The organism is Streptomyces altiplanensis (genome assembly GCF_053591575.1).
In genome coordinates this window covers 173,385-185,701 of record NZ_JBSFUB010000003.1, presented here as the reverse complement: position 1 = coordinate 185,701, position 12,317 = coordinate 173,385, and the positions used below count along the sequence as shown (strand labels likewise).

13 protein-coding genes are annotated in these 12,317 nt (G+C 73.7%); 3 read left to right on the top strand and 10 right to left on the bottom strand.

What is annotated here, in order from left to right; translation table 11 throughout:
• Window positions 1-2,162 (bottom strand): helicase-associated domain-containing protein (locus ACWD0Y_RS02525; protein WP_450258635.1); only part of this gene is annotated, 2,162 nt, incomplete at its 3' end.
• Between the two features lie 78 nt (window positions 2,163-2,240).
• Between ACWD0Y_RS02525 and ACWD0Y_RS02520 the strand changes: the two genes are divergently transcribed.
• Complete coding sequence (locus ACWD0Y_RS02520) at window positions 2,241-3,317, top strand: hypothetical protein (protein WP_450258634.1); 1,077 nt, start codon at window positions 2,241-2,243, stop codon at window positions 3,315-3,317.
• Window positions 3,318-3,324: 7 nt separating this feature from the next.
• Here ACWD0Y_RS02520 and ACWD0Y_RS02515 read toward each other — a convergent pair whose 3' ends face one another.
• The 4 genes from ACWD0Y_RS02515 to ACWD0Y_RS02500 are packed head-to-tail and all read right to left on the bottom strand — an operon-like array spanning window position 3,325 to window position 7,291.
• Window positions 3,325-4,302: an ABC transporter substrate-binding protein gene (locus ACWD0Y_RS02515; RefSeq protein ID WP_450258633.1), complete on the bottom strand. Its 978-nt coding sequence runs from the start codon at window positions 4,300-4,302 to the stop codon at window positions 3,325-3,327.
• 15 nt (window positions 4,303-4,317) lie between these two features.
• On the bottom strand, window positions 4,318-5,208 hold the full coding sequence (locus ACWD0Y_RS02510) for an ABC transporter ATP-binding protein (RefSeq protein WP_450258632.1): 891 nt from the start codon (window positions 5,206-5,208) through the stop codon (window positions 4,318-4,320).
• Entirely contained in the window at window positions 5,205-6,269 is a 1,065-nt protein-coding gene (locus ACWD0Y_RS02505; protein ID WP_450258631.1) for a FecCD family ABC transporter permease, read from the bottom strand. The genes ACWD0Y_RS02510 and ACWD0Y_RS02505 overlap by 4 nt, the downstream gene beginning before the upstream one ends.
• A complete protein-coding gene (locus ACWD0Y_RS02500; RefSeq protein ID WP_450258630.1) occupies window positions 6,266-7,291 on the bottom strand; it encodes a FecCD family ABC transporter permease in 1,026 nt (341 codons plus the stop codon). Before ACWD0Y_RS02500 ends, ACWD0Y_RS02505 begins: the two co-directional genes overlap by 4 nt.
• A gap of 76 nt (window positions 7,292-7,367) precedes the next feature.
• Here ACWD0Y_RS02500 and ACWD0Y_RS02495 point away from each other — a divergent pair, with 76 nt between their 5' ends.
• Complete coding sequence (locus ACWD0Y_RS02495; RefSeq protein ID WP_450258629.1) at window positions 7,368-8,015, top strand: HAD family hydrolase; 648 nt, start codon at window positions 7,368-7,370, stop codon at window positions 8,013-8,015.
• On the opposite strand, the gene ACWD0Y_RS02490 is transcribed toward ACWD0Y_RS02495, so the two are convergent.
• Window positions 7,991-8,239 (bottom strand): hypothetical protein, encoded by a 249-nt coding sequence (locus tag ACWD0Y_RS02490; RefSeq protein ID WP_450258628.1) that lies wholly within the window; start codon window positions 8,237-8,239, stop codon window positions 7,991-7,993. The genes ACWD0Y_RS02495 and ACWD0Y_RS02490 overlap by 25 nt on opposite strands.
• A 155-nt stretch (window positions 8,240-8,394) precedes the next feature.
• Here ACWD0Y_RS02490 and ACWD0Y_RS02485 point away from each other — a divergent pair, with 155 nt between their 5' ends.
• Window positions 8,395-8,778: a cold-shock protein gene (locus ACWD0Y_RS02485; protein WP_093800323.1), complete on the top strand. Its 384-nt coding sequence runs from the start codon at window positions 8,395-8,397 to the stop codon at window positions 8,776-8,778.
• Window positions 8,779-8,785: 7 nt separating this feature from the next.
• Here ACWD0Y_RS02485 and ACWD0Y_RS02480 read toward each other — a convergent pair whose 3' ends face one another.
• Genes ACWD0Y_RS02480 through ACWD0Y_RS02465 form a run of 4 tightly spaced genes read right to left on the bottom strand, consistent with a single transcriptional unit; the run spans window position 8,786 to window position 12,214 of the window.
• A complete protein-coding gene (locus ACWD0Y_RS02480) occupies window positions 8,786-9,637 on the bottom strand; it encodes a 1,4-dihydroxy-6-naphthoate synthase (RefSeq protein ID WP_450258627.1) in 852 nt (283 codons plus the stop codon).
• Window positions 9,624-10,307: a futalosine hydrolase gene (locus ACWD0Y_RS02475; RefSeq protein WP_450258626.1), complete on the bottom strand. Its 684-nt coding sequence runs from the start codon at window positions 10,305-10,307 to the stop codon at window positions 9,624-9,626. Before ACWD0Y_RS02475 ends, ACWD0Y_RS02480 begins: the two co-directional genes overlap by 14 nt.
• A gap of 2 nt (window positions 10,308-10,309) precedes the next feature.
• Window positions 10,310-10,804 (bottom strand): DUF2771 domain-containing protein, encoded by a 495-nt coding sequence (locus ACWD0Y_RS02470; RefSeq protein WP_450258625.1) that lies wholly within the window; start codon window positions 10,802-10,804, stop codon window positions 10,310-10,312.
• 27 nt (window positions 10,805-10,831) lie between these two features.
• Window positions 10,832-12,214, bottom strand: coding sequence for an MFS transporter (locus tag ACWD0Y_RS02465; RefSeq protein ID WP_450258624.1), 1,383 nt, complete (start codon window positions 12,212-12,214; stop codon window positions 10,832-10,834).
• Window positions 12,215-12,317 lie beyond the last annotated feature (103 nt).

Below are 12,317 nucleotides of genomic sequence, written 5' to 3'. Positions count from 1 at the left end.
GCGGGGGCGGTGCGCGGCGGGGTGCGGTAGGAGTGGGCCCGGGTGATCAGTACGTCTCCGGCCGCCGACTCGGCGGCCGGCGCGAAGCCCATCGTGCGCAGCCCTTCGAGCAGCGCCGCCGGGTCGGCCTGCGCCGCCAGCACCGTGGGCGCGAGGCGCCGCAGACCCAGCGGCTGCGACCGTTTGTCGGCGAGGATCTCGCCGAGCATCGCGTCGTCGTCGCAGCGCACATAGGCGGAAGCGGCGCCGACCCGCAGGTGCCCGTGCTTCCTGGCCACGTCGTCGATGAGGTAGCTGAGCGGCTGCGGGACGGGGGTGCGGCTGTGCTCGGCCAGGAAGGCGTGCAGGTCGGACGCGGCCCGCCCGGCGTCCAGCGCGCGGCGTACGGACGCGGGCGTGAAGCGGTACACGGTCGCCCCGCCCTTCGACTCCACGTCGGCGAGTACGTCGAGGGTGTCCGCGAGCGGCCGTCGCAGCGGCCCCGGGGCGACGGCGGTGAGGTCCGCCTGGAGGAGTACATGGTCCAGGGGCTCCGGGATGAGCGGCGCGAGCAGCCCGGCGGCGCGCGCGGCGGCCGCCGCCGCGTCCTCGGCGCCGGTGGCCGGGGCGGTGGGAGCAGTGGCCGGCAGCGCGCGGCCGTGGGAGGAGAGCGCGCCGCGCCCGGTGACGCCCAGGAGCTCCGCCTCGGTGAGGGTCCACAGCGCGATACGGGAACGCAGGTCGCCCGGGGTGCCCGTGGAGGACCCCGTACCCCCGGCGCCGGCACCCGCCCCCCGCAGCGGCCGTTCCCAGCGCAGCCGGGCCAGCACCTGCTCCGGTGCGGGCACGGCGCCCTCGGGGAGCGCGGCGAGGAGGCCGAGGACGCGGCGGCGCACCTCGGGGGCCGCCGAGCGGTCCAGGTCGGGGCCGAGCGCCGCCAGCACGCGGCCCTTCGTGTCCTGGCTGCCGACCAGGCCGGCCGTGCGGGTGGCGTGCAGCCAGGCGGTGGCGAGGCGGGTCCACCGGTCCTGCGGCGGGAGGTCGAGCCATTCGTCGTACGCGGGCGTGGCGGCGTACCGCTCGGCGGCCTCGCCGTCGGACGCCAGCAGCCCGGCGGCGTAGGCGAGTTCGATCCAGAAGGCGGCCGTGTGCTCGGGCACGTCGAGCGCGGTGGCCGTCCGCTTCAGGTCGCGCACGCTCAGACCGCCGGAGCGCAGGACGGCCGGGCCGCCCTCGTTCCAGTCCTTGAGCAGTTCCTCGACGGTGGACAGTGCCGTGTACGCCTGGCCGGCGGCCGTACCGTCCACGACCCGCGGGCTGTGCTCGGCGAGGGGCACGACGGCGGGCGGCACCGGCTCCGGCGCCCGGTGCGCGCGTCCGGCGCGCAGGTGCAGCGCCGCCTCGCGCGGCAGCACGACCGTACGCAGGCTCGTCGGCAGCAGCAGCCCCCGGTCGCGCAGCCACCGCACGGGCGGCGCGGGGTCGGAGGTCACCTCGCCGTACGGCGGCCCCCACACCAGCCGCTCCAGCACCATCAGCGCCTCGGGCGGGGCCGTGTCGAGCAGCGCGGACATCCGGGTGCGGTCGTTGAAGAGCGCTGCCAGGGCCGTCACCGCCGACACCGGGTCGTGGGTCGGCGGCAGCCCGGCCGTGGCCAGCGTCTCCTGCCACCGCCCCGGCGACATCCCGGCGGTCGCCTCGGCGACGGTCGGGCCCAGGCCGGTGGGGGACGGGTGCGCGGGGGAGGGGGCGAGCAGCTCGCGCGCCGTACGCACCAGGCGCAGCCGGTCGTCGTCGCCCCAGAGCAGGGCCTGTTCACGCAGCGTGGCGACGGCCCCCGGAAGCGCCGCCTCGACCGCGGGGTCGCCCTCGTCGCCGGTCATCAGTGCGCGCAGCGCCTCGTACGGAGCCGGGTCGGGGGCCACCGCCAGGGCCTCGGCGGTCTGGAGGGTGAACCGGTCGAGCCGCTCCAGCGCCCGTACGACGGAGGCGCGGGTGCCCGCCCGGGTGGCGAGCTGCGACACGTCGCCGGGCACGGGCGAGAGCAGGTCGGGCCGCGCGCGCAACAGCGCGGCCAGCGAGGCGTCGTCGCGGGTGCGCAGGGCTTCCGCGAGCGTGCGTGGTGGCGTTGCGCCTGATCCTTCGGACACGTGCGCCTCCTGGTTGCGCTCGCCGGTCCCCATCCGCCCCACGGTAGCCGGTGTGGCGCTACGGTCGGTGCAGGCAGTTGGAGGTTGGAGGGCGAGGGGACGGAACGGCGCGTGGGCATCGAGAGCGATCAGCTCGTCTACGACTACCTGAGCCGGGTCGGCGACCTGGCGCAGCAGCACAAGCTGCCCGCGGCGACGCGGATGCGGCTGGTGGCCACGCTGCGCGACGAAATCGACCGGCAGCGCTCCGCGTTCGGTACGCCGGACTCTCCCGCGGCGGTACGGCGCATCCTGAACCGGATCGGTCCCCCGGCCGATCTGGTGGCGGCGGCGTCGGACGGCGCGATGCCGGAGCCGGAGCCCGCGGCGCGGCAGGCCGCACTGCCAGAACAGCGCGACGAGCCGGCGGAGGGCGGCGGGCCGGGCGGGCCCGGTGGGCGTGGCGGGCGCGGCTGGTGGATCCCCCGGCCCCGCGGACGCGACCACGAGCGGGCGGGCGCGGTGGGCGCGGTGGACGGGCCCGTCGCTTCGCCGCCCCACCTCGCGGGGTCGGACGAACTCGGCCCGCAGGGCAGCGAACCCGACTGGTGGCGCATCGAACCGGGACCGCTCGGCATGGGTGCCACCGTGCCGGGGTTCGTCGGCGGCGTGGAGATCCCCGAAATACTCAAGCCCCCGCCGGCCGAGGAGGAGAAAGCCGAAGAGGAAGCCAAGAGGAAAGCCGAAGGGAAAGCCGGGGCCGGCGGCGGAGCGGCCGTCGAGGCGGAAGTTCCTCCGCGCCGCCGCAGGTTGCGGCTGCGGCGTCGTACGGCCGGGCAGGGCGAGGCGGCGGCAGCGGCGGCGACTGTGGTGCGCCGGCCCGCGAACGTCCTGCTCCTGCTCGCCGCCGCGCTGCTCGTCGTCGGCGCCGTCCTCGGCAACTGGCTCGCGCTGGGCGGCGGCTGGCTCCTCGCGTACGCCTCACACCGCCTCAGCCGCGCCGAGGCGAAATGGGCGGTGCTGGGCCTGCCCGGAGTGGTCGCGGCGGGCGCGGCCGTGTGGCTGTGGGGCAGGACCGAGGGGCGGTGGGGCGAACCGCTCGCGCAGGGCGCGCTGGGCGAGGCGGTCTCGGGCATGTGGCCCGTGGTCGTACGGACGGCGGCCGTCGCCTCCGCGCTCTACCTGGTGTGGCGGGCGCGGAGGCGTTAGCCGTCGCTCACTTCGTCAGGTGGCCCTGCATCTCGTCGAGGATCTTGCCGGCGGCGGTGTAGCCGATGCCCTGGATCCACAGCTCGTCCTCGACGCCGAAGACCTTGCCCGCCTTCGCGGCGGGCATGTTCTTCCACAGCCCGCTGTTCAGGGTCTGCGTCTGCTTGGCCTTCTTCGGGTCGCCGTACGTCGAGTGGAAGACGACGTCGGCGTCCTCGCCCGCGAGGTTGATCTTCTCCGGGCTCACGTCGTACGAGAAGCCGTCCTTCGCCTTGTCGGTGATGGCCGGGCGGCCGAGGCCGACGTCGGCCAGGACGGTCGCGATGTAGTTCTGCTTGCCGTAGATGCGGATGTCCGCGCCTTCGATGAAGCGCACCACGTTGACGTTGGTCTTCGCGGCCTTGTCCTTGCCGCCCACCGCTTCGGTGACCTTCGCGGCGTGCGCGGTGTAGTCGGCGACGACCTGCTTCGCTTCGGCCTTCTTGCCGAGCGCGTCGGCGTGGACCTGGAAGTTCTCCTTCCAGGGGTAACCGGTGTTCTCCGTCATCACGGTCGGCGCGAGCGCCTTGAGCTCGTCGTACAGGGCGCCGTGCCGCACCTTGCTGGTGAGGATCAGGTCGGGGTCGAGGGCGGCGACGGCCTCCAGGTTGGGGGTCATCATCTCGCCGACGTCCTTGATGCCCGCGACCTCGTCCTCGGGCAGGTAGCTCAGGAAGCCGGGCTCGGCGGTGGTGTGGGTCGCGCCGACCGGCTTCACGCCGAGGGTGATCGCGGAGTCCAGCTCGGCGGTGTCGAGGACGACGACGCGCTTCGGGCTGTCCGGGACCCGCACGTCGCCCATGGCGGTCTTGACGGTGTGCGTCCCGTTCTTGGTGGAGGACGACGGCTCGTCCGTGCCGGAGGAGCCGCAGGCGGAGAGCGCGAGGGCGGCGGTGACGGCGAGGGAGCCGGCGGCGAGGCCGCGGCGGCGGAGGGTTCCGGTCATGGGATGGTGCACCTTTCAGGTGGTCCGGGGGGTGTCGGCGGGGTGGTTGCGTTCGGCGCCCTGCGGGGAGCGCCCCGGCACGTCCCCTCCCGGCACCGTGTCTCGCGGGGCGGCGGGTGCCGGGCTCCACGGCGTGCCCGGGATCACCAGGGGGGAGCCCGTCACCGGGTCCGGGATCACTACCGACGCCAGGCCGAAGACCTCGCGTACGAGGTGTGCGGTGACGATCTCGGTGGGGTGGCCCTCGGCTACGATGCGGCCTTCCTTCATGGCGACCAGGTGATCGGCGTACCGGGCCGCCTGGTTGAGGTCGTGCAGGACCGCCACGACGGTCCGGCCCCGGTCGTGGTTGAGCCGGCGCACCAGGTCCAGCACCTCCACCTGGTGGGAGATGTCGAGGTACGTCGTGGGCTCGTCCAGGAGGAGGAGGTCCGTCTCCTGGGCCAGGGCCATCGCGATCCACACGCGCTGGCGCTGGCCGCCGGAGAGCGTGTCCACGGACCGCTCGGCGAGCGCGGTGACGCCGGTGCGCGCCATGGCGTCCGTCACCGCCCGTTCGTCCTCGTCGGACCACTGCTGCCACCAGTGCTGGTGCGGCTGGCGGCCGCGCGCGACGAGGTCGGCGACGGTGATGGCCTCGGGGGCGACGGGGGTCTGGGGCAGCAGGCCGATCGACTGGGCGATCTTCCTGGTCGGGATCTTCGCGAGTTCGGCACCGTCCAGCAGTACCGCGCCCGCCTTGGGCCTGAGCAGCCGGCCGAGCGCGCGCAGGGTGGTGGACTTCCCGCAGGCGTTCGGGCCGACGATGACGGTCACCCGGCCGTCGGGCACGGCCAGGTCGAGTCCGTGCACGACCGTACGGTCCTCGTAGGCGAGCGTCAGCTCGCGAGCGGTGAGCCTGCTCACGCCTTGCCTCCAGTGCGGCCTTTGACGATCAGCCAGATCAGGTACGGGGCGCCGACCGCTGCCGTCAGCACGCCGACCGGTAGTTCGGTGGGGGAGAGGAGCCGCCGGGCCAGCAGGTCCGCCAGTACGACGATCAGTGCGCCCATCAGGGCCGAGCAGAGGAGCGGGATCTGCGCGGTGCGGGTCGTGCGGCGGGCGATCTGCGGGGCGAGCAGCGCCACGAAGTCGACGGGGCCGGCGGTCCCGGTCGCCACGGAGGCGAGCACCACGCCGGTGAGGACCAGGCCCAGGCGGACCCGTCCCAGCCGTACGCCCAGCGCGGTCGCGGTGTCGTCGTCCATCGACACGGTGCGCTGGGCGCGGGCGGCCCAGAGGACGGCGGGCAGCAGTGCGAGGAGCACCCAGCCCAGGGGGGCCGCCTCGTCCCAGCCGCGGCCGTTGAGGGAGCCGGTCATCCAGATCTGCGCCTGCTGGGCGACGAGGTAGTCGCCCTTGGTGAGGAAGAGGAGCGTGACGGAGCGCAGGGCGATCGCGAAACCGATACCGATGAGCACGAAGCGGGTGGCGTGCAGTCCGCCGCGCCAGGCGAAGGCGTAGACGAGGACGGCGGCGAGGATTCCGCCGGCTGCGGAGAGGTAGGGGAGTACGGCGTAGGAAGTGATCCCGAAGGTCATCGCCCCGACGGTGAGCGCGCTCGCGCCCTGGCTGATGCCGATGATGTCGGGGCTCGCGAGCGGGTTGCGCGCGACGGTCTGGATCAGTGCGCCGGCCACGCCGAACGCCGCCCCGACGAGCAGCCCGACGGTCATGCGGGGCAGGCGGAGGGTTCCCACGACGAGTTCGTCCGCCGACGGCTGTCCGAAGACGACCTTCAGCACTTCGGCGGGCGGGACGTTGCTCTCGCCGACGCAGAGGTACGCGACGCACGCTCCGGCGAGTACGAGTGCGAGTGCGCCGGCGGCCACGGCGGCCCGCCGGTGCAGCAGGAACCGTCCCCGTCCGACCCGCAGGAGCGCGTACCCGGCGGGCCGTATCCCGGCAGCCGCGCTGTCCGCCGTCATGCCGGCACCGCCTTCCGTCGTACCAGGGCGACCAGGAACGGCACGCCGATCAGCGCGGTCGTCACGCCCGCCGGGACCTCGCTCGGCGGGAAGATCACGCGGCCCGCCACATCGGACACCAGCAGCATCACGGGGCCCACCAGCGCCGCCATCGGCAGCACCCACCGGTGGTCGCCGCCCACGATCGCCCGCGCGATGTGCGGCACCGCGAGGCCGACGAAGGCGATGGGGCCGGCCGCCGCGACCCCCGCGCCGGTCAGGACCGTCGCGCCGATGCCGCCCACGATCCGTACGGCGGCGACGTTCTGGCCGAGCCCCTTCGCGACGTCCTCCCCGAGCGCCAGCGCGTCGAGCCCCCGCGCGACGGACAGGACGAGCACCACTCCGACCAGCAGGAACGGCCAGATCTGGCCGACGATCTCCGCGTCACGCCCGGCCACGGACCCGACCTGCCAGAAGCGGAACTCGTCGAGCGCCGCCGCCTGTGTCGTCAGGACCGCCGTCGTCACGGACATGAGCAGCGCGTTGATCGCGGCGCCGCCGAGCGCGAGCTTCACCGGGGTCGCGCCGCCGCGCCCGTTCGCCGCGACGGCGTACACCGCGACCGAGGCGAGGGCCGCGCCCACGAAGGCGAACCACACGTACCCGGACAGCGAGTGGACGCCGGCGAAGGCGATCGCGAAGACCACCCCCACCGACGCGCCCTGGCTGATTCCCAGGATCCCGGGGTCGGCGATCGGGTTGCGGGTGATGCCCTGGAGGACGGTCCCCGCGAGCGCCAGCGCGACGCCGACCATCAGGCCGATGAGCGTGCGCGGCACTCTCATGGTCCGTACGATCTCGGCGGCTTCGCTGTGGCCGCCGTTGAGCAGGACGTCGAGGACGGTGGACGGCGCGATGGAGCGCGCCCCGACCGCGAGGCTCAGCAGGACGGAGAGCAGCAGGGCCACGACAGCCGCGGCCGTCCAGCCGGTGCGGCGGGCCACCAGGGCGCGCCTGGGGTGGCTGGTGGCAGCTCGCATCTGGTCCTGTCCGCGTCCGGAGGTTGGTAAGGCTTGGCTAAGTGTAAGGGTGGGTCCCGGACCCCCCGTGGGCACAATGGCCCCTATGCCTACTCACCTGCCCACGCCCCCGCTGACGGTCGGCTTCGACCTCGACATGACGCTCATAGACTCCCGGCCCGGCATCAAGGCCGCCTACGAAGCGCTCGCCGCCGAGACCGGCGCGCACATCGACGCCGACCTGGCGGTCACCCGGCTCGGCCCGCCGCTGGAGCAGGAACTGGCGTTCTGGTTCCCCGAGGACCGCATCCAGGAGATGGGCGACCGCTACCGCGAGATCTACCCGACGTACGCGATCACGCCAACTCTCGCGCTGCCCGGCGCCCGCGAGGCGGTGGCCGCGGTACGGGCGGCGGGCGGGCGCGCCGTCGTCGTCACGGCGAAGCACGAGCCGAACGCCAAGCTCCACCTCGAACACCTCGGCATCGAACCGGACGCCGTCGTCGGCTGGCTGTGGGCGGAGGCCAAGGCGGAGGCGCTGCGCGAGCACGGCGCCTCGGTGTACGTCGGCGACCACGTCGGCGACGTACGCGGCGCGCGGGCGGCCGGAGCCCTGTCCGTCGCCGTGCCGACGGGGCCCTGCGACGCCGCTGAACTGCGCGAAGCCGGTGCGGACGTGGTCCTGGACGATCTGGCGGCCTTCCCCGCCTGGCTGAGGGACTACTGCGACGCGGCGCGCGCCTGACGGCGCTGGGCGGCGATCGACCTGAGCACTCCGGCGGCGGCGATCACGAAGCCGACGCCCATCAGCATGCACACGGCGTACGCCACCGGGGGAAAGGGATCCGTGCCCAGGAAGAGCGGAGCCACGGTGACCAGTGTGGCCAGTGCGCCGACGAAGAAGACGATCGCTCCGGTACGTACCAGCCGGTCGCCGGGGCCGGCCTCGGACGATGGGGTTTCAGTCATCACCTGACCAGGGTAGTTCCCTGCTCCGAGGAACCGCCCGGCGACGTCTTGTCACCAGCCCCTGGACCATTAGCCTTGGTGGTGGCGGGTCCTACGACCCGCTGTAGTGCTATCCAGAGCCGTTTTCAACGACGAGTACGAGGACGAGGACAGACGTGCCTACCGGCAAGGTCAAGTGGTTCAACAATGAGAAGGGCTTCGGCTTCCTCTCCCGCGACGACGGCGGCGACGTCTTCGTCCACTCGTCGGTGCTCCCTGCCGGAGTCGACGCGCTGAAGCCCGGCCAGCGCGTCGAATTCGGTGTCGTGGCCGGTCAGCGCGGTGACCAGGCGCTTTCGTTGACGATCCTCGACCCGACCCCGTCGGTCGCCGCGGCGCAGCGCCGCAAGCCCGACGAACTCGCGTCGATCGTGCAGGACCTGACGACGCTCCTGGAGAACATCACGCCGGCGCTGGAGCGCGGCCGCTACCCCGACAAGGCGGCGGGCGCGAAGATCGCGGGCCTGCTGCGCGCGGTGGCCGACCAGCTGGACGTCTAGCCGGGGCTCAGACGAACGCCAGCGCGTCGGGGCCGAGGGGCGGCACCAGCCCCTCGGCCGCGGCGCGCGTGAGCAGCCCGCGCACCGCCGCGTAACCGTTCTCGCCGAGGTCGGCGGTGAACTCGTTGACGTAGAGACCGATGTGCTGATCGGCCACCGCGGGGTCCATCTCCTGCGCGTGCTCCAGTACGTACGGCCGCGACACCAGCGGATCGTCCCAGGCCATCCGCACCGAGGTCCGCGCCGCGTCCGCCAGGGCGCGCAGCCGCTCCGCGCCCAGCGAGCGCTTGGCGATGATCGCGCCCAGCGGGATCGGCAGGCCGGTCGTGTCCTCCCAGTGCTCGCCCATGTCGGCGAGCGAGTGCAGCCCGTAGTCCTGGTAGGTGAAGCGCGCCTCGTGGATGACGAGCCCCGCGTCGACCTTGCCGTCGCGCACCGCGGGCATGATCTCGTGGAACGGCATGACGACGATCTCGCCGATCCCGCCCGGCACGGCGTCGGCCGCCCACAGCCGGAACAGCAGGTACGCCGTCGAGCGCTCGCTCGGTACGGCGACCCGCTTGCCGGTGAGGTCGACGCCCGCCTCGCAGGTGAGCACGAGCGGCCCGCAGCCCCGTCCGAGCGCCCCGCCGCACGGCAGCAGCGCGTACTCCTCCAGCACCCACGGCAGCACGGCGTACGACACCTTGAGCACGTCGAACTCCCCGCGCTCGGCCATCCCGTTGGTGATGTCGATGTCCGCGAACGTCACGTCGAGCGCCGGCGCCCCCGGCACCCGGCCGTGCGCCCAGGCGTCGAAGACGAAGGTGTCGTTCGGGCAGGGCGAGTAAGCGATCTTCAGGGCGTCAGACGTCGTCATGTTCCTCATCCCGGTCTTCGTTTTGGTCTTCCCAGCCTTCGAGTACGGGCGCGAGCTTCCCGAACGCCCCGGTGAGCGCCTCCAGCGCCTCCTTGATGCGCCAGGCCGCCCGGTCGCGCGGCCCGACGGCGTTCGAGACGGCGCGGATCTCCAGCACCGGCACCCCGTGCCGGGCGGCGGCCTCGGCGACGCCGAAGCCCTCCATCGCCTCGGCGGCGGCGTGCGGGTGCCGGGCGCGCAGCTCGGCGGCGCGGGCGGCGGAGCCGGTCACGGTGGAGACGGTCAGCACGGTGCCGGTGACGGCACCGGTCGCGCCGGCCACGGCCCGTACGAGCGAGGCGGGCGGCAGGTGTTCCACGGTGCCGAAGCCCAGCGCGGTCACCGGGACGTAGCCGTCGGGGGTCTCGGCGCCCAGGTCGGCGGCGACGATCGCGTCGGCGACGACGAGGGAGGCGAGCGGGGCCAGATGGCCGAAGCCGCCGCCGATGCCGGCGGAGACCACCAGCCCGTACGGGCGGGCCGCGGACGCCAGCGCCGTCGCGGTCCCGGCCGCGCTCGCGGCGGGCCCGACCCCGCAGGCGATGACGTCGACGTCACCGGCCCCGGGGGCGAACGCGCGCGTGACCGCGTCCCGCTCGGCGGGAACCGCGGTCACGACCAGGACACGCATCGTCAGGAGGTCTTCTCCAGCTTGAAGTGCCAGATGCCGGTGAGCTTCTTGCCCTTGGTCTCGACGACGCTGACCTGCGCCTCGTCGGGGCTGGGCGCGCCCGGCTGCTGCTGTTGCTGCTGGGCGAAGAAGGCGCTGCCCGGGATGGTCCGGTACGTCTTCTTGAACGGCTCCTGCTCGGCCTGCTGGCCGTTGATGAAGAGCGTCCAGCCCTGGTCCGCGATCTCGGGGTCGACACCGAAGCGGACCTTGTCGTCCATGGAGACCTTGACGGTCTTCTCGGCCTTCTTGTTCAGGCAGCCCTGGAGCAGGGATTCCTTGATCGCGGAGCCGTCGTTGTAGCACGTGGCCTCGGTGTGCACCGATTCCGTGCCGACCGTCACGGTCGCGAGCGGCGTCGGCTTGTCGCATGCGGACAGGACGAGGAGTCCGGCCGACACGGCACCGAGAACGGTGGCGGTGCGGCGGGCCTTACCAGAGAGGAGCGCAACGGTCATGGGGCGAAGGCTATCGCCCGCCCCGTCTCACGCCACGCGGGGGTGCGGCGAGCCGCGCCGCGCCGCGCTCAGGAGGCCCCGTACGGACAAGGCCGCGCCCGTCGCGAGGAGGCAGGCGGCGACCGACATGCCGAGGGCGCCGTTCAGCGGCAGGGCGATCCCGACGGCGCCGCCCACCACCCAGGCCATCTGGAGCAGCGTCTCCGACCGCGCGAACGCCGACGTCCGTACCTCCTCGGGCACGTCCCGCTGGATCAGCGCGTCCAGGGACAGCTTGGCGAGCGCCTGGCACAGGCCCGCCGTCGCGCCGAGCACCGCCACCATCAGCCCGCCGAAGAACAGCGCCGCGCAGACGGCCACGCCCAGCGTCAGCCCCAGCACCGTCGCGATGATCGCCTCGGGCCCGCGGTCCCTGAGCCACGCCCCCACCGCCGTCCCGCAGGCGTTGCCCACCCCGGCCGAGACGCCGACGACCGCCAGCGACACGGCGGCGCTCTGCCCGGAGAGCGGGTGCTCGCGCAGCAGGAACGCCAGGAAGAAGATCAGGAAGCCGGAGAGGGAGCGGAGGGCGGCGTTGGCCTGGAGGCCGTGGAGCACGGAGGGGCCGACCGTGCGCAGGCCGGGGCGGCGCGGCGGTTCCTGCTTGCCGTGGCCGTGGCCGTGGCCGTGCCCGTGTTCCAGCAGCCTGGCCTTCCGCTCGCCCTTCGCGGAGTCCACCGTGTGCGGCATCGTGAACGCCAGGAACGTACCGAAGACGAACAGCGCGCACGCCCCGTACAGCGGCCACGCGGACCCGATCTGCTGGAGTCCCACCCCGACCGGCGCGGCCGCGCCCGTCGCCAGCAGCCCGGCCAGGGTCACCCGCGAATTGGCCTTCACGAGGGAGAAGCGGGGCGGCAGGAGGCGCGGCACGACGGCGCTCCGTACGACGCCGTACGCCTTCGAGGACACCAGGACGCCCAGGGCCGCCGGATAGAGCTCGATCCCGCCCGTCGCCACCGCGCCCGACAGCGCCAGCGCGAGCAGCGCACGGGCCAGCATCGCGGCGGCCATCGCGGCTCTGCGGCCGTGCGGCACCCGGTCCAGGAGCGGGCCGATCACCGGGGCGAGGAGCGTGAAGGGCGCCATGGTGATCACGAGGTAGAGGGCGACCCGGCCGCGGGCCTCGTCGGTGGGGACGGAGAAGAAGACCGTGGAGGCGAGGGCGACCGTGATCATGACGTCGCCCGCGCCGTTCACGGCGTGCAGCTCGATCAGCTTGCCGAGGCCCGACTCGCCCGCGCCCTGCGCGTGCGTGGCGCGGCGGATGCCCTTCGCCGTACCCGTGAAGGGCAGGTGGAGGGCGCGGCCGACCGCCCGGCCCACCCTGCGCAGTGGACCGGATCCGTCGGACGAATTTGCGGCAGCCACCCCGCCATAGTGCCCCACACCTCCCGGACCGAACCTGAAACGGGGCGGACGGGGCCGGTGAGCCGCCACTCCGGGCATTTGGGACTCTCTGCCGGGTCTCTCC

Excerpts from the sequence above, each read along its gene's own strand:
- ACWD0Y_RS02515 (WP_450258633.1), bottom strand. The coding sequence starts at position 4,302 with ATGACCGGAACCCTCCGCCGCCGCGGCCTCGCCGCCGGCTCCCTCGCC.
- ACWD0Y_RS02505 (WP_450258631.1), bottom strand. The coding sequence starts at position 6,269 with ATGACGGCGGACAGCGCGGCTGCCGGGATACGGCCCGCCGGGTACGCG.
- ACWD0Y_RS02500 (WP_450258630.1), bottom strand. The coding sequence starts at position 7,291 with ATGCGAGCTGCCACCAGCCACCCCAGGCGCGCCCTGGTGGCCCGCCGC.
- ACWD0Y_RS02495 (WP_450258629.1), top strand. The coding sequence starts at position 7,368 with ATGGCCCCTATGCCTACTCACCTGCCCACGCCCCCGCTGACGGTCGGC.
- ACWD0Y_RS02490 (WP_450258628.1), bottom strand. The coding sequence starts at position 8,239 with ATGACTGAAACCCCATCGTCCGAGGCCGGCCCCGGCGACCGGCTGGTA.
- ACWD0Y_RS02480 (WP_450258627.1), bottom strand. The coding sequence starts at position 9,637 with ATGACGACGTCTGACGCCCTGAAGATCGCTTACTCGCCCTGCCCGAAC.
- ACWD0Y_RS02475 (WP_450258626.1), bottom strand. The coding sequence starts at position 10,307 with ATGCGTGTCCTGGTCGTGACCGCGGTTCCCGCCGAGCGGGACGCGGTC.
- ACWD0Y_RS02470 (WP_450258625.1), bottom strand. The coding sequence starts at position 10,804 with ATGACCGTTGCGCTCCTCTCTGGTAAGGCCCGCCGCACCGCCACCGTT.